General features: G+C 55.8%; 23 protein-coding genes and 1 tRNA gene. 10 read left to right on the top strand and 14 right to left on the bottom strand.

Features of this window, described 5'->3' with window-relative positions:
* Positions 1–69 precede the first annotated feature (69 nt).
* A complete protein-coding gene (locus DSL70_RS07000) occupies positions 70–894 on the bottom strand; it encodes an ion transporter (protein WP_119307151.1) in 825 nt (274 codons plus the stop codon).
* Positions 895–1,184: 290 nt separating this feature from the next.
* On the opposite strand from DSL70_RS07000, the gene DSL70_RS06995 reads away from it, so the two are divergent.
* Both DSL70_RS06995 and DSL70_RS06990 read left to right on the top strand, forming a co-directional pair.
* Positions 1,185–1,258: transfer RNA gene (locus DSL70_RS06995), tRNA-Gly, on the top strand.
* 184 nt (positions 1,259–1,442) lie between these two features.
* Positions 1,443–1,940: a P-loop nucleotide/nucleoside kinase family protein gene (locus DSL70_RS06990; RefSeq protein ID WP_119307150.1), complete on the top strand. Its 498-nt coding sequence runs from the start codon at positions 1,443–1,445 to the stop codon at positions 1,938–1,940.
* A 40-nt stretch (positions 1,941–1,980) separates the two neighbouring features.
* On the opposite strand, the gene DSL70_RS06985 is transcribed toward DSL70_RS06990, so the two are convergent.
* The gene (locus DSL70_RS06985; protein WP_245418113.1) at positions 1,981–2,523 is read right to left on the bottom strand and encodes a GNAT family N-acetyltransferase; all 543 of its coding nucleotides are present in this window, start codon (positions 2,521–2,523) and stop codon (positions 1,981–1,983) included.
* Between the two features lie 271 nt (positions 2,524–2,794).
* Here DSL70_RS06985 and DSL70_RS06980 point away from each other — a divergent pair, with 271 nt between their 5' ends.
* The 6 genes from DSL70_RS06980 to DSL70_RS06955 all read left to right on the top strand — a co-directional run bounded on the left by DSL70_RS06980 (position 2,795) and on the right by DSL70_RS06955 (position 7,779).
* A complete protein-coding gene (locus DSL70_RS06980) occupies positions 2,795–3,781 on the top strand; it encodes a TRAP transporter substrate-binding protein (protein WP_162916424.1) in 987 nt (328 codons plus the stop codon).
* A 71-nt stretch (positions 3,782–3,852) separates the two neighbouring features.
* Positions 3,853–4,341 (top strand): TRAP transporter small permease, encoded by a 489-nt coding sequence (locus DSL70_RS06975; RefSeq protein ID WP_119307148.1) that lies wholly within the window; start codon positions 3,853–3,855, stop codon positions 4,339–4,341.
* Positions 4,338–5,627, top strand: a complete 1,290-nt coding sequence (locus DSL70_RS06970) for a TRAP transporter large permease (RefSeq protein WP_119307147.1) — start codon at positions 4,338–4,340, stop codon at positions 5,625–5,627. The genes DSL70_RS06975 and DSL70_RS06970 overlap by 4 nt, the downstream gene beginning before the upstream one ends.
* An 18-nt stretch (positions 5,628–5,645) precedes the next feature.
* A complete protein-coding gene (locus DSL70_RS06965) occupies positions 5,646–6,395 on the top strand; it encodes an SDR family NAD(P)-dependent oxidoreductase (protein ID WP_119307146.1) in 750 nt (249 codons plus the stop codon).
* A gap of 74 nt (positions 6,396–6,469) precedes the next feature.
* A complete protein-coding gene (locus DSL70_RS06960; RefSeq protein WP_162916423.1) occupies positions 6,470–7,273 on the top strand; it encodes a FadR/GntR family transcriptional regulator in 804 nt (267 codons plus the stop codon).
* A gap of 77 nt (positions 7,274–7,350) precedes the next feature.
* Entirely contained in the window at positions 7,351–7,779 is a 429-nt protein-coding gene (locus DSL70_RS06955) for an RbsD/FucU family protein (protein WP_119307144.1), read from the top strand.
* A 94-nt stretch (positions 7,780–7,873) separates the two neighbouring features.
* Here the strand turns inward: DSL70_RS06955 and gap are convergent, their stop codons facing one another.
* From gap to DSL70_RS06920, 7 genes are all read right to left on the bottom strand, one after another.
* Complete coding sequence (gene gap, locus DSL70_RS06950; protein WP_119307143.1) at positions 7,874–8,869, bottom strand: type I glyceraldehyde-3-phosphate dehydrogenase; 996 nt, start codon at positions 8,867–8,869, stop codon at positions 7,874–7,876.
* Between the two features lie 110 nt (positions 8,870–8,979).
* Complete coding sequence (locus DSL70_RS06945; RefSeq protein WP_205563178.1) at positions 8,980–10,026, bottom strand: GlxA family transcriptional regulator; 1,047 nt, start codon at positions 10,024–10,026, stop codon at positions 8,980–8,982.
* 206 nt (positions 10,027–10,232) lie between these two features.
* Entirely contained in the window at positions 10,233–11,330 is a 1,098-nt protein-coding gene (locus DSL70_RS06940) for a YheC/YheD family protein (protein WP_162916422.1), read from the bottom strand.
* A 96-nt stretch (positions 11,331–11,426) separates the two neighbouring features.
* A complete protein-coding gene (locus tag DSL70_RS06935) occupies positions 11,427–12,191 on the bottom strand; it encodes a hypothetical protein (RefSeq protein ID WP_162916421.1) in 765 nt (254 codons plus the stop codon).
* Positions 12,192–12,271: 80 nt separating this feature from the next.
* Positions 12,272–12,526, bottom strand: coding sequence for an acyl carrier protein (locus DSL70_RS06930; RefSeq protein ID WP_119307140.1), 255 nt, complete (start codon positions 12,524–12,526; stop codon positions 12,272–12,274).
* Between the two features lie 62 nt (positions 12,527–12,588).
* A complete protein-coding gene (locus DSL70_RS06925) occupies positions 12,589–13,665 on the bottom strand; it encodes a hypothetical protein (RefSeq protein ID WP_119307139.1) in 1,077 nt (358 codons plus the stop codon).
* A 125-nt stretch (positions 13,666–13,790) separates the two neighbouring features.
* Positions 13,791–14,144 carry a hypothetical protein gene (locus DSL70_RS06920; protein ID WP_162916420.1) on the bottom strand — a complete coding sequence of 118 codons (354 nt, stop codon included), beginning with the start codon at positions 14,142–14,144 and terminating at the stop codon, positions 13,791–13,793.
* 210 nt (positions 14,145–14,354) lie between these two features.
* Here DSL70_RS06920 and DSL70_RS06915 point away from each other — a divergent pair, with 210 nt between their 5' ends.
* Positions 14,355–15,881, top strand: a complete 1,527-nt coding sequence (locus tag DSL70_RS06915) for a diguanylate cyclase domain-containing protein (RefSeq protein WP_119307137.1) — start codon at positions 14,355–14,357, stop codon at positions 15,879–15,881.
* A 5-nt stretch (positions 15,882–15,886) separates the two neighbouring features.
* On the opposite strand, the gene DSL70_RS06910 is transcribed toward DSL70_RS06915, so the two are convergent.
* From DSL70_RS06910 to DSL70_RS06890, 5 genes are all read right to left on the bottom strand, one after another.
* Entirely contained in the window at positions 15,887–16,228 is a 342-nt protein-coding gene (locus tag DSL70_RS06910) for an ArsC/Spx/MgsR family protein (protein ID WP_119307319.1), read from the bottom strand.
* Between the two features lie 206 nt (positions 16,229–16,434).
* Positions 16,435–17,115, bottom strand: coding sequence for a peptide-methionine (S)-S-oxide reductase MsrA (gene msrA / locus DSL70_RS06905; protein ID WP_119307136.1), 681 nt, complete (start codon positions 17,113–17,115; stop codon positions 16,435–16,437).
* A gap of 199 nt (positions 17,116–17,314) precedes the next feature.
* The gene (locus DSL70_RS06900; protein WP_119307135.1) at positions 17,315–18,463 is read right to left on the bottom strand and encodes a GGDEF domain-containing protein; all 1,149 of its coding nucleotides are present in this window, start codon (positions 18,461–18,463) and stop codon (positions 17,315–17,317) included.
* A gap of 112 nt (positions 18,464–18,575) precedes the next feature.
* Positions 18,576–20,504, bottom strand: a complete 1,929-nt coding sequence (gene recQ / locus DSL70_RS06895) for a DNA helicase RecQ (RefSeq protein WP_119307134.1) — start codon at positions 20,502–20,504, stop codon at positions 18,576–18,578.
* 198 nt (positions 20,505–20,702) lie between these two features.
* Positions 20,703–23,819 (bottom strand): glycosyltransferase, encoded by a 3,117-nt coding sequence (locus tag DSL70_RS06890; RefSeq protein ID WP_119307133.1) that lies wholly within the window; start codon positions 23,817–23,819, stop codon positions 20,703–20,705.
* Between the two features lie 158 nt (positions 23,820–23,977).
* Here DSL70_RS06890 and DSL70_RS06885 point away from each other — a divergent pair, with 158 nt between their 5' ends.
* A complete protein-coding gene (locus DSL70_RS06885; protein WP_162916419.1) occupies positions 23,978–25,105 on the top strand; it encodes a transporter substrate-binding domain-containing protein in 1,128 nt (375 codons plus the stop codon).
* The last annotated feature ends 11 nt before the right edge of the window (positions 25,106–25,116 follow it).

Raw genomic sequence — 25,116 nt, 5'->3', positions numbered from 1 at the left:
TGTTGGGAAGACCTAACCGCCCAATCAAGGCAGCAAAATGGCTGTCCGCTTATCTATGACGGCCGTGGATCAAGTCTCCTGCCCGCCACGGGCGGCGTCTCCTTGTGCACGGATCAGGGCCTTCAGCTCGCCAATCTCATGTTTCAGCGCCTTTACTTCGGCGAGAACCCCTTCCGTTTCCGAATGAAGCGCTGCCCGCTCGGCTTCTGCCGTTGCCTCATGTTCGGACTGCATCGCCGAGACGATGATACCGATGAAGAGGTTCAGCACCGTGAAGGATGTCGCCAGGATGAAGGGGACGAAGAACAGCCAGGCCAGCGGATGGGCCTCCATGACGGGCCGGACGATGCCCATTGACCAGCTCTCCAGCGTCATGATCTGGAACAGCGTGTAGGAGGATTTGCCAAGGCTGCCGAACCAGTCGGGGAAAGCCGGGCCATAGAGCTTGGTCGCCATGACGGCAAAGACGAAATAGAGCAGACCGAGCAGCAGGCTGATGGAGCCAAGGCCGGGCAGGGCTTCGAGCAGAGCCCCCACCACGCGCCGCAGGGAAGGCACAAAACTGATCAGCCGCAACACACGCAACACCCGGAGCGCACGCAGCACCGACAGGGCGCCACTGGTCGGCATCAGCGCAATGGCCACCACCGTGAAATCGAACAGCGACCACGGGTCCTTGAAGAACTGCAGTCGATGGATCATAAGGCGTAATGTGATTTCAACCACGAAGACAATCAGGATGGCGCGATCAACAAAATGGAACAGGCCGCCAAAGCGCGCCTCGGCCGCAGGCCAGGTTTCCAGCGCCAGCGTGATCGCGTTCAAGACGATGAGTGCCGTGATGGCAAGTTCGAATGGCCGTGAGCCGAGAGTTCCTTTGATACGGTCAATCATGCCCTGAGGGTCCTGTAGAATCGATGGTTGAAAAGGCAATGTTCAAAGGCCAGAGATTGGGTGATTGACGGGCTTTTTCAAGATGAAAAGGCGAAGGTGTGCTCAGTATTTTCTGTTATGTCACATGCGGCCCACTCGATAGCAGGCAGCCAGAGGCCAAGCCGTTGATGAGAAATCTGTTCGCGCCGTCAAAAAAGTGACAAAAAACCGCTTCCTCCATCTTGAGCAAATGGCTCAATATGATAGATACACTCTATCCTGAGGCGTCCTCATATAAGGGATAGCCAGACGCGGGTGTAGCTCAATGGTAGAGCAGAAGCTTCCCAAGCTTACGACGAGGGTTCGATTCCCTTCACCCGCTCCATCTATTTTTCAATGAGTTGGATGTGATTTTCGCCTTTAGAAGTAAGGCGGTTTTCAAAAAGTTTTCAGAGAAGTTTTCACGACTTGTTCTGAGGTTTTTCGTGCTCTGCGGACCAGACGTCTCTCTCCGTATAGTAGAATGCTGCCCTATAAGACCACAACAACAATAGTACTGAGGTGCGCGTTTGGCCGTTCTCATCTCGTTTGCAGGATTGCCGGGGACCGGTAAGAGCACGATTGCACAGGCTCTCTCGATCGCAACCGGAGCGGTTTACCTCCGGATTGATGAGATTGACGCTGCGATCTGGAACCTTGACCCCGATCGGGATATCGGCCCTGAAAGCTATCACATAGCAGCGGCATTGGCTGCTTCCAACCTTCAGCTGGGGCACACAACGATCATCGACTGTGTGAATCCTTGGGACATAACCCGCCAGATATTCTTTGATGCCGCAACCCGGGCCGGAGCAAGATTGCTGGGTGTCGAAACGCATTGCTCTGACCTAGCCATGCACCAGATGCGAGTGGAAGACCGTGAGATGGATGTGCCCGGCCTCAACAAGCCTGGCTGGCAACAGGTGCTTGCTCGAGACTACACGCCTTGGGCAACAGCAGATCTAAAGCTCGACACCACGGCATTGAGCGTTGTAGATGCCGTGTCAGAAATCGAGAAACGGCTTTAACCGCAGCTCTTTGCATCAGGCTGGACGCACCGTGTCTGTTTCATTGCCCTTTGACCGTCAGGTCCTTCTCAAAGTAAAAGCGCCGGATATTGCCGCCAACAGTCTTCAGTGTTGCGGATTGTGCAATCTCTTCAGCAACCAAAGTGTAGCCAGCTGATCGATAGAGCGACAGGGCAGCCTTCTGGATTTCGGAGGTGCTCAGTTTGAGTTTGAAGCACCCTGCTTCCAATGCCAACGTCTCGGCTTTCGCCAGAAGCAAACGACCAAGACCCTGGCCGCGAGCCTCAGGTGCAACATACATGCGTCGAAGCTCCATCGCCCCCTCGCCAGCGCTTTCGAGGCCAAACATTCCGCATAGTGGGCCAGATGCCTCCGCAACGTAAAAAAGGCCGCAATGCTCGGAGTAGTAATCGTCTATGCGACTTATCTCCTCTTTGAGTGACCTCTGGATATAGGCCTCGAATGCTGCCTCCATTTCCTTTGGCGCCAGCAGCCGGTTGATCCTGATGAATAGGTCTGCAACCGCATCAGAGTCTGATTGGGAGAATGCTCGTATTGTCCAGATCTCGCTCTTGATAACCAAAACATTTCCTCTCTGTCAGTTTCCCTCGGATCAAACGAAACGCGCAATCCTATTCAATTCCGCAACGGGAGGCCAGTTCTCGACCGGTGATATCTGGTTGATTTGATAGAGAAAACAAATAAATCATACACAAAAATATATTTTCTGATTAAAAATAGTAATTTTCATTGGAAGAATCCAATTTTGTGTCATACACTAATGATTGCAAGGAAGTTAATGTATGACACAAAATTGGGATGGATTTTTTGTGTCGGTTAAACGGGAGGAAATTATGAGAAACGGAAAGCTATTCACTTTAGCCGCCGCAGCGCTGATCTTCGCTGCGTTTGGCGCACAGGCGGACGACAAACACGTCATCAGGATTGCCCATTCAGGCGCAAACGATCTTGGCACGGATCAGCAAATGTATGCCTGGACTTTTGCCAATTACATCAACTCGAACTCCAACACACTGGAAGCCAAGGTCTTTCCGAGCAGCTCGCTGGGTCAAATGAGAGACGTGATTGAAGCTATGCAGCTGGGGTCGGGGGCTTCGGTTACAGTTGGTGGTCTTGGCGAGTATGCATCGTTCAACGCCGAGATCGGCGTGGCAGGCTTGCCATTCATCTGGAAGGACTATGATCATGTCCATCGTGTCTTCGACGGTGAGGTGGGAAAGTCCCTGGCTGCCGACATGGACAAGATTGGCTTCAAGGTGCTTTCCTATGGCGACAGTTGGGGCTATCGCCATGTCGCAACGGCAAAAAAGGCCATCAATTCTCCGGAAGACCTGAAGGGGCTGAAAATCAGAACTATTCCCAACAAGGTTTTCGTTGCTTCGGTCAATTCGATGGGCGCGAACGCCACTCCAATGAACTACGGCGAAATCTACACATCGCTTGAAAGTGGTGTTCTCGATGGCTTTGAACACACGGCAGCCACGATCCTGACCGGCAAGTTTTATGAGGTGGCCTCTCATCTGACACTGACCAAGCATATGCTTGATCCGACGTTTCTCGTCATGTCCAAGATGGAGTGGAACAAGCTGTCCGATCTGGACAAGGATGTGGTTCAGAAGGGCGCAAAACTGGCATCTGACGTTGTCCGGGCTCTTGCTCCACAGCGAGAGAATGAGGCCCTTGCTGCCTTGAAGGAGAATGGTGTGACAGTCACCGAGATTGATACCAGTTCATTCCAGAAAGCAGCCGCATCCGTACAGGACGAGTTGGCAAAAGAACTCGGAGCCACGGATCTTCTTGAAGAAATCCGCGCTCAATAAAGACGATCGCTTCAATCGCCAGGGGCGCGTTGGCGCCCCTCTTCGATCTCACACAATGAGTGATCAGGAAAATGACAAAGTATCTGTCAAGATTAATCGACAGAAGCGTCGAGTATCTTATCGCGATCATATTTGCAGTAATCGTCCTGGTGGGAGCGCTCCAGATATTCAATCGCTTCATTCTCAACGAATCCTTGAGCTGGACTGAAGAGCTGCAAATTTACGGCCATATCTGGATTGTGTTTCTCGCAATTCCTGTCGGGTACAGAAAGGGGTCCCTCATCGCTATGGACATGTTTTCAAATGTCTATCCTGAGCGGTTTGTTGCTCCGACTTTCCGCATGACGGTGGAACTGATGTGGGGCGGGTTTGCCTTGTGCCTTATCGTATTGGCATGGCGCATCTCCGAGGTTGCGGCCTTCCAGACCTCTCCAGGATTGGAGATCTCAATGCGCTGGCCCTATCTGGGTCTGGTGTTCGGTGGAGCCTATCTGCTGTTTGTATGCATCCGCAGAATTCTGTTCCGCCTGAATCTTCTGGACACGGGAGTTGAGCTATGATCGGTATTTTGATCCTGCTTCTTCTCCTGCTGATTTTGGCAGGCTTGCCGGTTATTCTGGCTGTTGCGGCTGCCGGGTTCATGGGAGTTATCGGAACGGATGGTCTGGTCCTCGCCCTGTTCCCCCAGAAGATGTTTGCGCAGCTGAATTCGTTCACCCTATTGGCCTTGCCATACTTCATTCTCGCCGGGTCAATCATGGCGCGAGGGGGAATCAGCGCGCGGCTGGTTCAGTTCGCACAGGCCCTGGTCGGCCATTTCAAGGCGGGGTTGGCGCATGTGGCCGTTGTCTCGTCGATGGTGTTTGCCGGCATTTCCGGCTCGTCGGTCGCTGATGCCTCTGCAATCAGCTCCATCTTGATCCCGACCATGAAAAAGGTCGGATATAAGCCCGGATATTGTGCCGCGTTAATCGCAACGTCCGGCACCATCGGGGCGATTATCCCTCCGAGCATGATCATGGTCATCTACGGTGCCATGGCACAGGTCTCCATCGGGGGGCTTTTCCTGGCGGGCATTATTCCAGGCGTGCTCGTCGGGCTTTCCCTGATGCTGACGATCAAGGGGCAGACCTATCTGCCCAAATATCCTGAACTTCGCGAAAAGCATGGCAAGTTCAGCATCAGGGCCGTATTCACCTCCGCTACGCGGGTCTGGTCCGCCCTGATCGCTCCCGTGATCATCGTCGGCGGCATTCTGGGCGGGATCTTTACCGCCACGGAAGCTGGTGTTGCATGCTGTATCTATGCATTCGTAATTAGCTTCTTCGTGTACCGCACCATCAGCATCAAGGATATGGTGAAGATACTCGTTGACGCTGCGGTAACGACTGCAATGGTGTCCGGGATTATTGCCGTCGCGGGCACTTTGGGGTGGTTGCTCACCTATCTGGAATTCAACGACGTCGTGCTTGGATATGTAACGGGAGCTGCCAGCAGCCCGATCGGTGTGATGCTGATCTTGGCGGCAGTCATGCTCGTCCTGACGATGTTTGTTGAGCCAACGTCAGTCCTGATCGTGTTTGTTCCTGTCGCCGTGTATATCGGCCAGGTTTACCAGATTGATCCATTCCAGCTCGGGCTGGTCATGGTGATGGCCAACCAGATCGGATCGACCACGCCTCCGATGGCAGCCTTGCTCTTTGTCACGACCTCCATCGCGAAAACGCACTTCATGGACACTGTGCGCTATGTCTGGCCCTTCATTCTGACAGAAGTCGCTGTGCTGCTCCTCGTTATCTTCTTCGAGCCTGTAGCAGCATTTATTCCCAACTGGGCATTAGGTTAGCCAAAATAGGAAAGTAGAATGTACAATCTAAAAGGAAAAGTTGCGCTCATTACCGGCGGTACGCGAGGAATTGGCGCAGAGATTGCCAAACAACTCCTGCTGGAAGGAGCCATGGTTGCTGTCACTGGCAGAACGGACAATGAAAGCGCCAGGGCGAAAATTTCTGAACTGTCGTCTCTGGGCGCGGTCCTGCCGATCTTCATAGACGTCAAAGGGCGTGAGAATGCAGAAAAGACAGTCGCGTCTGTTCTGCAGAAATATGGCAGGCTTGATGTCCTTGTTCACTCGGCTGGCGGGCCGGCAGGAGGGCGAATTCTTGATATATCTGAAGATGACTGGAAAGACGCTTTTGATATCCACATCCACTCTATATATCATCTCTTCCGTGCCAGCTATCAATCATTGGCAAAGGAGGGGGGCGCGGTCTTGCTGGTTTCATCGGTTGCTGGCTTCCGCGGATGCCCGAATTCCGTTGCCTATCAGACCGTCAAGGGGGCTCTTCCTCAGCTATGCCGTGCGCTCGCGGTAGATCATGCCAAAGAGGGAATTCGTATCAATGCCATTGCGCCAGGCATCATCAGAACGGATTTTCACGCCGGGATGTCTGAAGAAGCCCGCATGCATAATATAAACGATCGAATTCTCGTCGGCAGAGAAGGGACCCCGGAAGATGTCGCTTCGATGTCTCTGGAACTGATCAGGAACGGCTTTATTACCGGTGAAACGGTCGCAATCGACGGCGGGATGGGTGTCCGGATCGTCGCCTGATTGATAACCGGCGTATGGAAAGCCAAACGACGTCGTCAACGTTAAACGCCAGGCTCTGGCAGAGAGGATCAAAGTTGGAAATTCTACTAGGCGAAAAAAATCCAACGTTGGTTAGATTTGAACCTGTGCGGGAAATGTCCGAAATCAAAGCTGAGATTTCAGGGCCTATAAGGCTTGAGGCTTCTCAGATGATAAACGGTCTTCAGGGGCTGATTGCAGAAGATCTTGCTATCAAGATCATCAACGGCCAGGTTGCTCCAGGGACGACCCTTCCACATGAGGCGGATCTTTGCGCGGCCTACAAGGTCAGTCGTACCGCCTTGCGGGAAGGTCTGAAGCTGATTTCGGCTAAGGGTCTCATAACGACCCGATCGAGGACTGGCACAGTCGTCAACGAAAGAAAATTCTGGAATTTCTTTGACCCTCTGGTTTTGGAATGGCAACTGGCCAGTGGTGACGTGGCTTCGTTTTTGGAGAAGCTCAGTATACTGAGATTTTCCATCGAGCCCGTTGCCTGTTCTCTCGCTGCCCAAAACGCATCGCTTGAAGATCTGAATGCTCTCCATACTGCCCTGACAAATATGCGCGAAGGCTTTGATGATCTTGGTGCATGGGTAAGGGCTGACCTCCAGTTTCATGAAGCAATCTATATAGCATCTGGCAATGAATTGTTCTGGCCATTTGGGCGTTTGCTGGCTCCCGCCTTCAACGCCAGTTTCAGAATTTCCAGCTTTGATGCTCATGATGAAATGTGCTGGCAGGCTCACAAGGCTATCTATGACGCGATTATCAGCCGAAATCCGATTGCAGCGACGGAAGCTTGTAAAGCCGTCCTGACGATCGGAAAGGAAAACGTGATGGCGCACAATGCCGTTTGAGGAACGGTCCTCGGAGGAAACCTGTGCCACCTCTTTATGACCCCATCTCGGGGTGAAAAACAAAGGGAGTTCACTAAATGCTGAAGAATATCGATCCGATCCTGTCTTCCGATCTGCTGGCCGTTTTGTCCAAAATGGGCCATGGAGACGAAATCGTAGTTGCTGATGCCAATTTCCCGGCAGCAACTCGCGGACCTGACCATATGGAATTCCCCGGGACGGATGCCGCCCTGGTGGTAGAGGGAATCATGAAATATTTCCCTCTTGATACGCGCGTTGAGCACTCGGTGTTTCGAATGGAAGTTGTCGACAATCCCTCAGAGGTGCCGGAGATTTGCGAAAAATATCAAGAGATTATCGACAAATATGAGCCTGGCTTTGACATTTCGCCATTGAAAAAGGCTGATTTTTACGAACGCTCGTCCAATGCCATTCTCATACTGAGGACTGGTGAGAGAAGGAAATTTGGCAGCCTCATCCTTCGTAAGGGCGTTGTCACCTCCTGAGCCGGTTTTCTGAAACCTTGGCCGTTTCATGACGTCACCCCTTCCATTCGCCCTGACCGTCGAGTGGAAGGGGCCTGTAGTATTGCAAGGCCAATCAACGAGAGATATGGGCAATCAGGTCCAGAACCTTGTTGGAAAAACCATACTCATTGTCATACCACGAAACGACTTTGACAAAGCGATCCGTGAGAGCAATCCCTGCCTTGGCATCGAAAATCGATGTTCTGGGATCGCCGATGAAATCCTGCGAGACGACCTCGTCCTCTGTGTAGCCAAGAATACCGGCCAGCGCTCCCTCGGATGCTTCTCTCATCACCTGGCAGATGGCCTCATAGGAGGTGGACCGGGATAGATTGACCGTGAGATCGACAGCGGAAACATCGGGAACCGGCACGCGGAAGGACATGCCCGTGAGCTTGCCGTCGAGTTCTGGCAGAACCTTGCCGACGGCGCGGGCCGCTCCGGTGGACGAAGGAATGATATTCTGGGATGCTCCCCGTCCGCCTCTCCAGTCTTTCATGGAAGGACCATCGACCGTCTTCTGCGTGGCGGTGGTGGCATGAATTGCACTCATCAGTCCGGATTCAATGCCGAAGCTTTCATGCAGAACCTTGGCAACAGGGGCAATGCAGTTGGTGGTACAGGAGGCATTGGAGACGATGCTCTGGCCCTCGTAGGCTGCCTGATTGACGCCCATGACAAACATCGGAGTGTCATCCTTGGAGGGGCCTGTCATCACCACTTTTCCGGCTCCTGCCTGAAGATGCTTGCTGGCGGTTTCCTTTGTGAGGAACAAGCCAGTTGCCTCGGCAACCACATCCACGCCAAGATCGCCCCATCCGATGTTCGCCGGATCCCGTTCCGAGGAGGTATGGACCGGTTTCCCGTTCACCATGAGGCGCCCGTCCTCAACCGTTGCTGTTCCGGCAAAATGTCCGTGGGTAGAATCGTATTTCAGCATGTAGGCCATGTAGTCGACATCGATCAGATCGTTGATTGCGACCACTTCAATGTCCGAACGCTGCTGGGCGATGCGGAACACCAGCCTACCAATTCGGCCAAACCCGTTGATGCCCACTCTGATTGTCATGAAGGTCTCTCCTTGGCTTCGACCCCGGAACCGCAAAGGCTGGGGCCATTGATGGATCACCCAAGAATTATGCCTTTCTGATTTGGCGTAAATGACAAAGAACGATCAATTTATGCCAAATTGACAGATCCAAACCGCTGCCGATATTCGGTCGGAGTAAGCTGCAGGCGCCGTTCAAAAACGCGGCGCAGATTGAGGCCATTCCCCAGGCCGGTTTTCTGCGCTATGACGTCCAGATTTTCAGCGCTTTGCTCCAGCATAAGTCGGGCAAGCGCCAGCCGCTGCTCTTCCACAAATCTTGCGGGGGACATGCCTGCCTCACGGGTAAAAACACGTGAAAAATTGCGTGGGCTCATTGCTGCTCGGCAAGCCAACGCTTCGACCGACAAATCCCGGGTCAGGTCTGCAACGATCCAGCTTTCAAGATCAGAAACAAGCCCATTGCCTTTTCTGGAAGGCGTGATGGCTTCACTGAATTGCAGCTGTCCGCCGGGGCGACGCAAATACATGACAAATTTCTGTGCCACCTGACGCGCAATGCTTGTCCCGCAGTCCTGTTCGATGATTGCAAGGATGAGGTCAAAACCGGCGGTGACACCGGCAGACGTCCAGACCGGACCGTCCTGCACATAGATTGGTCCTCGCTGCACCTGAACCGCAGGGAATTCTTGCTGCAGCTTGTCCAGCATTTGCCAATGTGTTGTCGCCTTGCGGCCATCAAGAAGGCCTGCCTTCGCCAGCAGGAAGGCCCCACCGCAGATGGAAATGATGCGTTTGGCATTTGCCGCAGCCTGATGCAGCCAATCGACGACCATATCCTGCTGCTCACTGCCCAAACCACGGCTGGTAACGAGCAGAGTATCATATTGGCTCTCGGGAGAGAGGTCTGCGAGGCACCGGTCTGCGAGGATAGCCATCCCGGATCGTCCTCGAACAATGTGATGGGAATCACAGGATGCGATTTCGCAGGAATAAACTGCTTCCTTATCCGAAGACGTAAGGACAGCCTTGGCCTGAGATAAAATGTCGATAATGCCTGCTGCTTCAAACAGGACACTGCTATCAGGAACAATGATTAGAAAGTGATGCATGGTGACCAACGGGAGAAGGGTGGCGTAATTTGATAACAATATCATATCACGCCGCATCTGTAACATGCTTTCCTCCAACCGTCGGCAGTGGGCTTTGGCTTGTGGCGTCTTCCTTGGTGGCAGCAATCGGTCTGAACTCAACGCGGCAAAGGCGCTCTTGGCGCGCTCCGCTTCACCCGTCATCCCTTCTTGAGGTGTTGATCTGTTGGCTCCTCCGTGCAGCTTCGTGCGCCGGGTTTGCACAGCCTGAGCCACTTCAGAGCCGGGGAGTGTTATCGAAATTGGGGCTCACCCCCCGGACGAGGGGATGACAAGCCTTGTTCGGCGATCCAGCGAACATACTCGATGTGGAAGACCGCCCTTTGATGCTCATGCAGCTGGCTGCCGGGCAGAGTGTTGGTTTCAATCAGCCACAGCCGATCATCCTCGTCGATCAGGAAGTCGATGCCAAGCTCGGACAGCGGGCACGATGCGCTTCTGTCCTGCTGCCGGGCAATCTCGATGGCGGCCGCGTGCGCTTCCGCCTCGATCTCCTCGGCGCGCCTGTGGCTGCGGTGCTCCATGGCACCGGCAAGCGGTCCCTGATAGCCGCCCTGACTGATATTGGTCATTGGCATGCCGCATTCGGCCAGTCGGACATAGGAGCGGACAACATCCCATGAGCCGCCGGGGCGCTTGTGAACATGGACGCGAATGTCCAGCGGGCGCCCGTCGCTGGCAACCGAACGGACATGGCGCTGCATGAGGAAATCGCGATAGCGCAATCGCCCGGCTATGCGGCTTACAACCGCATCGACGGCTTCATCGAGTGTTCCCCGCAGCGTGGTCTGCTTGAACCGGGCAACCCAGTGATCCTGTTCCCGCAGGATGAAGAACAGCCCCACTCCCCGGGCACTGCTTGAGCGCTTGATCACCACCCCTCCCTGCTCAAGCGCAAATGCGCGCACCCTTGCCGCAGTTTGGTCCTTAGGAACTTCCGCATCGGGCAGAAGATATTTCTCACACGGGCTGTTGGTGAACACCGATCGCAGTTCTGTCTTTTCAATCCCAACATCAGCGACATGGGGACGGCTTGCCTTGATCCAGTCAATCAACGGTTCTTGCCAGTCCATGGTCGAACCTATGGTCGGGGTGCCCAGAAAAAACACGACATCGGGAAGTGGGAGGCGCCCTGAAATCTGGCCTTGAGCCGAAACCGAATGGGTCAGGATGGTCCCCTCAGCCGGATCGCAATCGGACAGGTCAAGGACACTGATCCGGGCTTCCTGCAATGCTGCTTCGGCGGCAAGAGCGCGCAGACGCTGTGGCGGATAGACTTCATGAAAGAGTGTTTCCCAGATAGGGAGATAACCGATCGTAATGATAGACAAAGGACTGCGCCATCCTCTCTGGCAAATGGTATTGCCTTGCATTCGGTTCACCTGAGGCCACCGGGTGAACCGCTCAGGCTGCGGTCTGGGTCCGCTTCATCCTGCAAGGGCTGGTAGCTCGAAGGGGCCTTGCGGCAAGGGTTCGGAGCGGGACAATCGACCGGACATCTGCGCAACGACCCTGGCCAGAACGTCGATGTTCGGCTCCTTGAAATACTGGCCGTGGCCGACGGAAAGTGTTGCCCATGCAAAGTGTTTTCCCCTTTCCTGCCAGTAAGGCAAGGGGTCATGGCCATTGTCAAACGGGTTGAAGCGGCTCTGCTTGCCAAACAGCATCAGGCGGGGCCACTCACCACTGCGCCGGCCAATATACTCAAGGGTGATCAGAAACGGCATCGGGCCGCGGCGACCTGCCAGCTGCTGGACCATGGATTCGGCAATCGGCGCCCCCTGACAATTGCCCCCGACCAGAACGGGCTTGTCGGCAATGATATCTTCCATGGAATCGAGATATCGCTTTGCCAGCAGGTCGTTAAAACGCGTTTTGGCCAGCCAGTCCGCCGTGTTGGCGTGCATCGAGAGGCTGGCAAAAAAGGGTTGCTGCGGGCTGAGTTTGCGCGAGAACAGCATTGCCTCGCTCCAATCATTGAAGCACCAGCATAAAGGGGGAAGCGGTCCGTCCGGATTCCACACCAGCATGTCACCGCACTGGGTGTGGGCAAATTTTGCGACCCGTTCCCGCTGCCGCATTATGTTGGTGCAGATGAGATCAAACCTGGCCTGATCTTCCCTTGACAGAGCGTCCAGAGAAATCTCCTCACGGATATAGTCCCAACGGGTGTAGACGTCGTGTTTACGCATTGTTTTGTCCAAACGGGTTGGATGGGAGCGGATCGGAACAAGCGGCAGATCTCCAGACGAGCCGAAGCTTCACCCTTGCTTCATCCTTGGGAGATCGTGGCTGCGATCTGCCCGATCTGAAGATCGCCTTCCATGAAGGTCTCCGGATTGACGGGAATGCCAAACCGCTCCTCCATTTCAAATGCCATTGTGACGGCATCGATCGAGTCCAGATCAAAATCCGACAGGCATGCATCGGTGGCAATCTGTTCCACGGGTTCGCCCAACACGGTTGCCAGATGCAGCTTCATCCAGCGGATAAGGGCCTCGAGGCTAATGTCATTCAATTCGGTCATGGGTATCAAGCTTCCTGATGATCTTTATGCAGGGGGACGCACGCCCCTTTTCCACGTTTGGCTTAAAAGGTTCCGGCGCTGCGGGCATGGAGCATATCCATCACCTTGGTGGCAAGATCCACCGGTTCACCCGCCCAGGGATAATAAAACCCCGCCATGGCCGGGTTCATGTTGACCTCGAGAAGCCAATAGTTATCCGGTCTGGCAGGTTGGGCAATATCCTTGATGATGATGTCCGCACCGGTGATAAAAAGCCCCGGAAAGGAGGCGCAAGCTTTCTCTACAAGCTCCCGGTAACTGGGATGTATCTCATCCCAGCACAGGATTGTGTCGGCTCCTGCTGTGCCATTGGATGCACCACTGAGATAAACCTTTTCGGATACGGCAGGAATGTCGTCCATTGACCAGCCAGTCCGAGCGAGATAATCCAGCATGAAATCGGTAACAGGAAAGGGCATTTGCGATGGAATAGCTCGCTTCCTGCGTTCCTTGTTCCTTGCGTCGGTGAGTTGACGCACTGATGAGACGCCATCACCAACCACATGCATTGGCAAGCCATGTCTGATACCGACGACCTTTGGATGGACGTAGAAAAATCGGAAATGTGACCCTTCCACGCTCTCCTCAACGAGGACCTTGGGGTAGCTTGCTGCCACGTCGTCGATGGCCTTCTGGTACCATTCCCTGTTGGTGAGCCCGGGATGAACATGGTTGCCCAAAGAGCCGTTGTTGGGTTTGACACAGATCGGACCATTAAAGGCATCAAATGCCGCATAGGCTTCTGCGATGTTTCGGCGCCGGAACATGAAACCCTTGGGAACCGAGAAACCCTTTGCAAGCAGATGCTGCTTGGTCAGAATCTTGTCGCATGTCAGGATAAGCGCCTCGCGGTTGATATTCTGCCCCATGGTACCCCAGTGATGGGGGTGGTTCTGGAGCAATGCACAATCGCATGCTGCGGTGCCGGGGACGCCGATCGACCAGAGATATTCTGTCTCACCAACCGAGAAGGCCAACCACTGCCGCTGGTCGGTTTCGTCGATCTTGACGCTTGTTTCAATGCCGCGCGCATTTGCTGCATCAACGAATTTCTGGGATATCAGGTCCAGTTCGACCTGTGATGTCGGGATTTGTTGCATGTGGTTCCGTCTCTTGGACGTGCATTGGCTGGAAGGAGGCGCAAATGGATGGTTTGGCAATAGGCTTATCAGTTGCAGTGGTTCTGATGATCCTGGTTACCCAATCGGCCAGAAGCTTCTAACTCCTAGTTTGATGAAGCTTGCAAGGCCTTACCCTGCGTTGTCGGAATTTGTCGAGGATGATTTAGGACAAGTGGTTTTCGTCTGTCAACATCGGAGTGGGAAAGGCCGATCAGGAGCATTCCTGGCACCAAAGCGCTTAAGTCAAGAATAACGGTGTAATAGCCGGTGAGAAGGATTTGGGCGAAATATTCTTCTTCTAGCTCCACAGTTCCGGAACTGTCTTTTGCCTTTGCGGGAAGGACCCATTCGGGCGAGAAGGCAAGGTTGAGTCTCCGGTGCGTCTTGTAGCTGAGCTGATGCGCCCAAACCGGAAGCAACGACAGCAGGGAAATACAACCAAAAGAAGAACGGGACATCGCCGAGTATATCGAGTGGGTTCTTATTAGGGGCACTTTTTGAATTGCGAAGCCTTTGTATAATGCAAGTATTTTAGGTTTGTTCAACCGAGATACACTTTGAACAAAGCGTCAAACTGGTCAATTAACGGTTTGGAAACCAAGATTTATAACGTGAATTTCAGCTTTTGAGCGCAGTGTTGCATAAAAAATGGAACAAAAGGCAAGCAGATGAGTCTCAAAACCGGCAGCATAAGAGTCAACTACGGCGTCGTGATTGTCTTGGCATGCCTTGGTGTTTTCATGGCTCTCGCCTTCTCCAACTATTATCTTCTCAAGCGCTCTGGCGAAATCGCCGATGATGTCCGACACAAGCAGGAACGCCAGCTTGTCAAGCATGAGCTCAACCACGAGCTTCTTCTGTTCGCCCACGCCCAATCCCAGATTTCCGACTGGGATGATTCCTATGAAGCGTTGTCTGGCGCGCTTGATGAAAAGTTCATCTTCGATAATATCACCGACTGGCTCTGGTCTGATTTCGGGCTGCTGATGACCTTTGTTGTCGCGCCAGACAATAAGACCACGGTGGCCGTTCTGAAGGATACACGCCTGAAGGCCGGGCAGGGGGACGCCATAATCTCTGACAATGCCGATCTGGTCGAAGAGGCGCGCAAGAAGTTCAGATATGAGTTCACGGCTCCGAAGCTAAAGGCTGCAGCTCTGCTGAGAGAGGATGAACTGGTGGGCATCGACGAGGGTCGTTTTGCCTGGTCCATCCGGGACATCAATGGGCATCTGGCCTTCACCTACGCACAGGTAATTGCGTCTGACGTGGCGGTCGAAAACAAGGACATGCATCCGAACATCCTCTTCACGATCAGGGCGATCGACAAGGACTATCTTGCCCATGCCAGTGACAAGCTCAACCTCAAGGACTTTCACTTCGCTTTCTTGAAAGAACCGGTCAGCACAAGTGGCTCTCTGCCCATTGTGACCTTGCCGGATGGCCGGATCGTCCACGCACGCTGGACGCCGGAAAACCCTTCCCAGACGATCTGGAACCAGACCATGCCTGTATTGGCAGCCCCCTTCATCGTTGCCGCCATCACCCTTTTGCTGATTGCCCTGCGTTTCAGCCATGTCTTGCATGCGCTGCAGAAAAGCGAGGAGCAGAACCGCTTTCTCGCCCTGCATGACGCGCTCACCGGCCTGCCGAACCGGCTGTTTTTCGACAAGGAGCTGGAATCCGCTATCGTTCACAAGAAGCACGCGCACTGTGCCATTCTCTGCCTCGATCTGGATCGCTTCAAGGCGGTGAACGACAGTTTCGGTCATGAAGCCGGTGATGAAGTGCTGGCTGTCGTTTCCTCGCGCATCGCCGAACGCTTGGGCAAATCCGGCATCGTCTCACGCGTCGGGGGAGATGAATTCAACATCCTGATCTATGGCCACAAGGAAAAGGATGAATTGCGCACGCTTTGTGAAGGGCTGATTGCCGATGTGTGCTCTCCGATCCTGGTGACCGGAGGCGTGGCCGAGGTTGGGGCTTCCATTGGAGTGTCCCTGTGGCCGGAGGATGCGGCAACGGTCAAATCCGCCTTGCGCGGTGCCGATGAGGCGCTCTATCTGTCCAAGGAAAAAGGCCGCGGATGCGTGTCTTTCGCCGGGCAGATCCGGGGAAAGACAGCCGAGAGTCACATTGCCAGCCCCGAAGAAGGGCTTGAACAGTTGAAGTCAATGCTGGCAAAAGCCGGTTAGTGGCGTCAGCCCAGCAGGGTGGCCTGTTGGGCGCTGCCAAATCCCACGACAATCTCATCGCCTGTCTCGGTAACCGGTCGCTTGATGAGAGTCGGATTGGCAAGCATCAGGGCGCGAGCCTTCTCCCTGTCCATGTCTTCCTTGTCACTGTCGGCAAGGGCTCGCCAGGATGTCGATTTTCGATTGAGCAGCAATTCCCAGTCGACCTTGCTGAGCCAGCGGTCCAGATCATCGGCCCCGAAATCATCGCCGCGCAGATCCACAAAGGTCACAGGCTTGCCTGCCTGCTCCAGTGTCTTGAGTGCCTTGCGGCAGGTATCACAGCTTTTGATGCCGAAGAGTTTCATGCCCATTATCCTTGCTATCATATGGTCGGTGAGGGAGATCTGTTCGGGGAATCGATCACCCTGTCGCGGCGAGCCTAGAGCAAAAGATCGGGTGGGGAAATGCCTATTCAGCAAGCCCCATAAGAGGGCATGAAGAGCAGCCGGAAGGAGAGGAAAGGGCGGAAGGACGGCCCCGAAGGGCGCGTCCCGTCTCCACTCCTGCGGGACTATTTCTCGATGCCCATATGGGCTTCCTTGCCCCAGACCTGCTCGATGCGGGCGTCACGCCCGCAGGCAAAGCGATAATAGGTATAGCGCACGGGATTCTTGGCATAATAGTTCTGATGATAATCCTCGGCCACAAAGAACGGCCCGGCGGGCGCAATCTCTGTTGCAATCGGGGCGGATAGCTTGCCGCTGGCTTCCAGAGCCGCCTTCGACGCCTTGGCGATCTGCTCCTGCTCTTCATTCAACGTGTAGATTGCCGTCGTATAGCTGTGTCCCCGGTCGCAGAACTGGCCATCCTTGTCTGTCGGGTCAACCGAGCGCCAGAAAATGTTGAGCAGGGCATTGTAGCTGATCTTGCTGCTGTCATAGGTGATCTTGACCACTTCCCGGTGCCCGGCGGCGGTATGGTTCTTGTAGGTGACATTCTCGGTGGTGCTGCCGCCGGAATAGCCGGAGATCGTTTCCACAACACCGGGAACATGATCGAAATCGCTCTCCACACACCAGAAGCAGCCACCGGCAAAGATCGCGGTCTTCAGCGTCTGCTGCGCGTTGGCCGGGGGCGTCGTCATGGCGAGGGCAAGGGGAAGCAGGGCAAGGGCCCACAGGGCCAGAGCCAGAAGCGGTGTAGCTGGAAACTGCGTGACAAGGGGCGAACGTCTGGAGCGAGCGATGGGCATGATATCCTCCCGATCATGAAACCTGTGGCTTGCATGAAGGTGTTGTCCTGAAGACCTCCATCAACCAGAAGTCAACTGTGGCGACACATTGTGGCGTAGTTTCGTCAGGGGACGTGAGATCACGCTGGTTTGAGAAGACGTGAAGGACACCGGAGCATTCTGCTCCGGGCAGACTGCCGGTGAGTGAGGCTGAGAGGGGTCAGGCTGCCCTGTCGGTGCACACCAGTTCTACCCGGTTGCGCCCCTTTTCCTTGGCCTGATAGAGCTTCTGATCTGCTGCATTGATCAGCTGTTGCAGCGTGCCATCGGCATCACTGGCAACGGCAGCCCCGATGCTGGCGCTGACATGGATCTGTTGGTCTCTGACAATGACTGGTTCATGGCAAATCGCATGGCGTATGCGTTCACACATGATGTTGGCTTCCTGCAGGCCGGCCCTTGGCAAAAGGGCGATGAATTCTTCGCCGCCATAACGGGCCAGAACGTCATCCGGACGCAGGCAAGACTTGATCCGCAGGGCAATGACCTGCAATACCACATCCCCGGCGACATGGCCGAAGCGGTCGTTGACCCGCTTGAAATGGTCGAGATCAAGCAGCAGCAGGGCATCCTCCGTGGCCGGAGTACCGGCAAACTGCATGAAGAAGGAGCGCCGATTGGAAACGCCGGTCAGGTGATCTGTATGGGCCTGACGCTGAAGGCTGGTGTGTGCCCGGTCGGACAGCAAGACCACGGTAAACACCACCAGAATGAAATTCAGCACGATGACGTAGTAAAAGACCGTCAGGGGATCAAGGATGAACAGCTGCGGATTGAGAAAACCCACGGCAGCATTGAGACAGAGCAGCCCGGCAATGCCGCTCACTGCCGCAATCATGTAGCGGGAGCGCAAAGGTTCGTCCTTGTAATCGATCATGAACTGCACGGCACTTGCCAGAAAGGCCATTGCGGCGACAAGATTGAAAGTGGCTGCACGATAGGCGTTGACCTGTTCGAAATGGGTCATCATCGCAATGACGATGAGCAGGGTGGTTGGCGTAAAGGCCAACAGGTCGCGTGCGCTGGCCCCGCGCTTGCTGAGGGTTCTGAAGCCCAACCAGATGAAGGTATAGCCCCACAGGCCACAGACAAGGCTACCCATCTGCCAGATACTCTGCGGGATACTGGCCCATTCGCCCATTCCGGCCAGCGTCGAGCCAAAGGCCATCAAGAGGAAGCCGAGTGTCAGGTAGATCAGGGCTGGCAGGTGAGAGGACGTGAACCACAAATAGACAAATGTCGCCGCGCCCACGATATAGGCGGTTTTCTGAAGCAGGAGGACCGTTGCAAGATCGAGTTCGTTGGGCATTTATTCTCTTGTTTTGATGGCCACGAGACGATGAGGGCGCTGCAAATCAACTCCTGCATAATAGCATTGCAACTATTAATAATCTTTATAGCTGTATAAAATATGAGAAAAACTAGATATTTAGCCAGTTTTCGATGACGTCGATGAACGCATCGGCGAATTTGCGCTGTTTCGAGCTGCCAACGCCGTGGATTAGCAGGAAATCCGGGCGTGTCGTCGGCTTTTGAATGGCCATGTCGGCCAGTGTCTTGTCAGTGAAGATCACATAGGCGGGCACCTTGTGCTCTCGTGCTAGGTCTGACCGGGCTGCCCGCAGTGCCTCGTAGAGGTCCTTGTCGGCATTGTCCAGTTCCGGCAGGCTGCTCTTGGCCCGCTTGGGGCGGCTGAGCTCGCTTGGCGCCATCACGTCGGTCCGGTAGGAAAAGCGGATCTCGCTCTTCTTGAGCTGGTCCGACTTGTCTGTGAGCTTGAGGGCTCCGTGGTTCTGGATGTCGAGGCGCAGAAAATTGGCCGCCACCATCTGGCGCAGGATGGCGCGCCAGTCCTCCTTGGAGGTCGTCTTGCCAGTGCCATGACAGGCGAGCTTGTGGTGGCCGTATTTCTTGATCTTCTCGTGGGTGAGACCGCGCAGGATGTCGATCAGCTGCACTGCGCCGAAAATCTCGCCCGTCTGTTCGGCCACCTCGATGAGGCTCAAGGCCTCGCTTGTGCCTTCCTTAAGTTCGGGCGGATCAAGACAGACATCGCAGTTGTGGCAGGGCTCGATTGTCTCGCCGAAATAGACCAGCAGGGACTGGCGGCGACAGGACGGCGCTTCGCAATAGGCGATCAGCGCATCAAGCCGCTTGTGCTCGCGGGCCAGATGATCCTCGTCCCCGCCTTCATTGTCAATGAAGCTGCGCCGCATCCGGATATCGTCAAGGCCATAGAGCATCATCGCCTCGGACGGCTCGCCGTCGCGCCCGGCGCGGCCGATCTCCTGCGCATAGGCCTCCATGTTGGACGGCAGATTGGTATGGAACACATAGCGCACGTCCGGCTTGTCGATGCCCATGCCAAAGGCAATGGTGGCCACCATCACCGTGCCGCTTTCCCGCATGAAAAGGGCCTGATGGGCGGCCCGGATATTGCTGTCCATACCCGCATGGTAGGCAAAGGCCTTGATGCCATGCTCCTTGAGAAACTCTGCGGTTTCCTCGGTCTTGCGGCGGGAAAGGCAATAGACGATGCCCGACTGGTCTCGCCTTGCTTCGACAAAGTCGAGCAACTGCTTCTTCCAGTCGTTGCGCAGCTGGACGGACAAGCGGATGTTGGGTCGGTCGAAACCCGAGACGATGACATTGCCATCGCGCTCACCGGCAAGGGTGCGCGGAAACAGTTTTTCGGCGATATCCTCACGGGTGGCTTCATCAGCTGTCGCGGTAAGGGCCGCAATCGGGGTCTTGGGGAAGAAATCCGTCAGCCGGGTCAGCCCTTCATAGTCGGGCCGGAAGCTCGGGCCCCAGCGGGAGATGCAATGGGCCTCGTCAATGGCGATCAGACGGACCGGCAGGCGGGCAAGAGCCGCCAGCATCCGTTCGGTCATCAGCCGTTCCGGCGCAATATAGAGCAGGCGGATTTCGCCCGCAGCAACCTTGCGCCAGACCGATACATTGTCCTCGCGCGAGCGGGAACTGTTGATGCTGTCCGCCGCGATGCCGAGCAGTTTGAGCGCCATCACCTGATCTTCCATCAGTGCCACCAGTGGCGAGACGACAACGGTCAGGCCACCAAACAGCAGTGCCGGGATCTGGAAGCAGACGCTCTTGCCCATGCCTGTCGGCATTACCGCAAGGGTGCTTTTGCCAGCCAGCAGACTGTCTATAACCTCGGCCTGACGCCCGCGAAACTGGTCATAGCCATAGACCGTCTTGAGCATCTGGCGTGCCTGCTCTTGCGGGTCGGCCGAGGCATCAAGCAACAGGCCATCCGTCGGCTCGAACAGCTCCGCCGCAAAGGCATCGTCATCACTGGCAGGAAGAGGCTGAGCGTGAGGGGGCATGAAGGCGCTTGGGTGTCTGGTGAAGGAAGATGGTTAACAAACCGTGTGCAGCGACCCTATCTGATTTGCCGCATCGAGGTAAACCGATATTCGCACCTGTCCCGGCTGCATGTGCAGAGCTTCGCAAAGAAGTGTGGCAAAGCGTGGAGCAGAGGTAGGGCAGCAAGACAACGAGGGGACAAGGCCCCTCCTGCCGGATCAGTCTTCCAGTGCCCGGACGAGGAACGGCAGACACCGGTCCATGCGATAGTCGATCGAGGAGTGATTATCCGGGAATTCTTCGTAGATGTGGTCCACTCCGGCCTTTTCCAGCTTGGCGTGCAGGCGACGCGCGCCATAGACCAGATTATACTGGTCCACATAGCCGCATTCGATCCACAACCCCTTGAGGGATTTCAGACTGTCGATCACCTCGGCCCTGTCGGCCAGCACCACCGGGTCCCACTGCAACCAGTTCTCCCAGCGCGTCTCGATCAGTGAGCAGTCATGCATGGAGACCGGCAGGCGGATGCCGCAGAAGGCGGACGGGTCCGGGTCATAGCTTGCCGCCATGGCCAGCGTCATCAGGGCGTGAATGTCCTTGCCATCATATTTCGGCCCATCCTCGAAATCGGTGAGAAAATCCTCGACCGAATTGTTCTTGCGGGCCAGGGCGCGCAGCAGGTTCGGCATGTCCGGCAAATAGCACAGCTCGAACGCCATGTCGCCTGAAAGGCAGGCTGCGGCCGACCAGAAATCTGCGTGCTTCATCGCATGCAGGATCGAGCCATAGCCGCCTGACGATTTGCCAAACAGGCCGCGTTTGCCCGCTCCGCCACAGCCGAACCGCGCCTCGATGGTCGGGGTCATGTCGGCGATGAGGAAGTCTTCCCAGTTGCCCATGGCCGCCGAATTGACATACTGGTTGCCGCCAAGACGGGTGAAGCAATCGGGAAAGGCCACCACGGCTGGCGGCATTTCGCCCGAGGCGATCAGCCGGTCCAGGCGTTCAGGCACATTCTCTCCGAAGTTCTTCCAGTTGACATGCGCAGGCCCCCCGGCGGTAAAGCCGACCAGATCGACCAGCAGCGGCAACCCGGCTCCGTCGTGCCCGTGGGGAACATAGACGATGACCTCCCGGTCGCTCACGTCACCCAGCAGATTGGCCTCAAGAGCCTTTGAGGAAATGGTGAGCGTGTGCAAGGTCCCCTTGGGGGTTGATGGGTCGCGGCGCATGGAAAAAGGCCTCCGTCTGAAATGGCTTTTGAATCGGACCGAAAGTGGCACATTGCGACCGCCGATGCCAGAGCTAACCTTGACCTGCGGCACCCGGGAGCGGTTGCCGGACAGGCCGTGGGCGGTTTTCTCCCAATGGTGCGGGTCTCGCATCAGTTGATAGAGGGCGCGCCATGCCGCCGGTGTCATCAGCAACCAGTAAAGGGGCATTTCAAGAACCGAGAGCAGGCCGAAGCCATAGCGCCGCCGCCCCCAGATGGCACCGAGCAGCATCACCGCACCATAGCCCAGAGTGAGATTGATCAGGTTGAAGGCCAAGAGAATGAAGAACAGCTCGCCGTTGGCGCTGCCATAGGTGACCAGATCCCAGAGGGTGATACCGAAGGTGAGGAAATAGAGTGGATGGATGAGGGTGGATAGCAGCATGCTGCCGATCATGATGTGGAACGAGAGAAAGCGCGATTTGCCGAGCTTGCGATAGAGCTCGCCGGGGCGACGCATATGCACGACCCATGTCTGCATCCAGCCCTTGAACCAGCGGGTCCGTTGCTTGAGCCAGGCCGAATAGCTCTCCGGCGCTTCCTCCCAGGTGTCGCTGGCGATGGTTTCTATGCGATAGCCAAAACGCGACAGGCGCAGGCCCAGATCCGCGTCCTCGGTCACATTGTAGGGGTCCCAGCCACCAATCTGCTTGAGCACATCGGTGCGGAAATGGTTGGACGTACCTCCGAGCGGCACGACCAGCCGGTCAAAGGCCAGAAACGGCAGCAGTCCGTCAAACAGGGCCGCATATTCGATGGCGAACTGGCGCGTCAGGAAATTGCTATGGGCATTGTCGATGGCCAGTCTCGCCTGAAGGCAGGCCAGCGAAGGGCCACCCCTCATCATCGTGAGGGCGGCAATCTTGAGCTGCTGCGGATCGGGACGATCCTCCGCATCATAGATGACAGTGAGGTCCGATTGCACGAAGGACAGGGCGTAGTTGAGCGCCTTGGGTTTTGTCTGCGGCCCTCCTCTTGGCACGATGACCCGTTCGATGAAGACAGGCAGGTGGATCTGGTCCAGTGCGCTCCGGGTTTCATCGTCCTCTTCTTCCAGCAACAGGTAGCAGGTCAGACGGTCGCACGGATAGTCGAGCTTGCATAGCGCCTCGACCAGATCCGGCACCACGCGCCCCTCATGAAACAGCGGCACCATGACGGCATAACTGGGCCAGTCGGTGGGGGCGGTGATGTCTCTTGCCGGAGCGAGCAAAGCCTGCAGGCGCTTCGCCTGCATGGTTCGGGTGTGAGGCAATCGCTTGACGGAAATGAACCGCAGCGTGCTCATGGTCAGGAACAGCGCAATGGTCAACAGGTTGAGTGCAATGCCGAGGGGAGGCAACAGCAGGGCACCGGCAATGATCAGTGTAAGAACGGCAATGAGAAAGGCGGAATGGCGGATAGCGAATTTCTGGTGCGCCGACAGGTGAGGGAAGTCCAGTCGCAACCGGAACACATGCCGGTTCATGACCGCGTTGGAGGCGGACGCACGCTGCATGGCCCTGAGTTGTGTTGGCGTGGTCAGCCGTATCCGCTGTCTGAGGGCATCATCTTCGCTGAGCCGCTGGGCCAGCCTGTCCAGCTCCTCGCCTTGCGGGGCACAGAGGTAGAGGGTATCCGACACGGGAGGCGCGTCATCCAGCCGGGCAAAGGGTTTGACGAGAATCCACGTGAAGGCATCGAGTTTTTCAATGGGCCAGTTGTCTGGCACGGGATAAACCGAGGCTGCCGAAGGACTGGCAACAAAAGGCACATCCATATGCCGTGCTGCCGTGGCAAAATAGAGCGCTTCATCCAGCTTGCCTTCCCGCATCCAGCGTTTGGCCAGATCGCCTCCCTGTCGGGCTGCCTCCAGCAGAAAGGCTTCAAGGGAAGGGGTACCGATGCCCTTGCACGACGCAAGGATGGAGAGATGAAAGGGCAAGGGGCCATGGCAGTTGGCAGCTGACTCCCTCGGGTTGGAGGGAGGGCCTTGTCCCACCTGCCACGCAGATGCAACCGTCTCATCCTGCAGGGTCGCCGCCGAAGCTTCAGTGGTGGCTTTGTTCAGAAAGTTCATGACAAAGGCAGACCAATAACTTTATATCAAAATAAACGTCAGCAAATATTCTGATTAGAGTAGATCAAAAAGAGCATCTTATGGATTGCGCAATCAACCTTAATCCACTTTTAATTGATATAATCTGCCGTTGTGCGAGATTTTGTCGCAGCTTTTCCGTGCTCTTTTGCTGCCTGTTCCAGTCTATCCGGCTGTTTGGCCAAATAGGCGGGCAGTTTGTTGCGCTGCTCCTTACCCTTTTGATGGCGCAGAGTCTTCTGGTGGCAGCGCCCGCCTCAGCCCAGACGGCAGGGCTTGCACCGGCTCATCCTGCCCCGCTCATTGTAGCGCAAGCAAACAGCGATCAGCCGCCGGAGTTCCAGATCATTCAGCCCGGTGACATGCCGCAACAGGGCAGCGGCGCAGCCGGGGGCGATGCCAGAACTGATGGTGGCATTGACGCTGAGGCAAATGTCAATAACGCGCTTACCCCGCGGTCTACCCTCACCGAAGAGCCCATCGACAGCGAAGGTTGGGCTAAATCGGATTTCACCGGTTTCATCGACATCCACCGGCGGCTGCGCCAGCCCGATGAAACCCTGCTGGAGGACGGCTTGCGTCTGGTGACGGCTGACGGGTTCGCTCCGTTCAACTTCCGCGACAGGGCGGGCGCGCCAATCGGCTATCATGTCGAGCTGGCACGCTCCTTCTGCGAGCAGCTGAATATTGCCTGCACGATCAAGGTCGTTCCCTTCGAGACGATTCCCGATCTGCTGGCCGATGGCGAGGCGGATGCCGCGCTTGCCGGTCTGGGGCGCCATCCGGATTTGCAGGACAAGGTTGCCTTCTCCAACGTGTTCCTGAAGCGGCCCGGCCGGTTTCTGGCTCTTGCCGACAGCGGCTTGAAAACGGATGTGGCCTCGATGGATGGCCAGCCGATCGCCTTCATCGGCGGTTCGGCGCATGAGGCATTTCTGAGGGCTTACTTCGAGCGGATCAACCGCGTGCCGGTCAATGACCTGCATGCTGCCCGGGCGCTGTTGGCCGAGGGCAAGGTCGTGGCGATCTTCGGCGACGCCTTCCAGTTGCTGCCATTGGCAACCGAGCGCAATGGCACCTTCCGCTTCGCTGGCAAGCCCTATTATGACGACTATTTCTTCGGCGACGGCATGTCCTTTGCCTATAAGGCAGGGCGCACAGACATCGGCAATCTGCTTGACTATGGCCTTCAGAAACTGGCCAAGAGCGGTCGGTTGGCCGAGCTCTATGCCCGCCACTTCGCCCTTGATGTCTATGCCACCTATTGAGCTGGGAGCCT

The organism is Cohaesibacter haloalkalitolerans (assembly GCF_003574655.1).
GTDB lineage: Bacteria > Pseudomonadota > Alphaproteobacteria > Rhizobiales > Cohaesibacteraceae > Cohaesibacter > Cohaesibacter haloalkalitolerans.
Note: the sequence above shows the minus strand (reverse complement) of the source record. Positions and strands in the feature narration are given on the sequence as shown.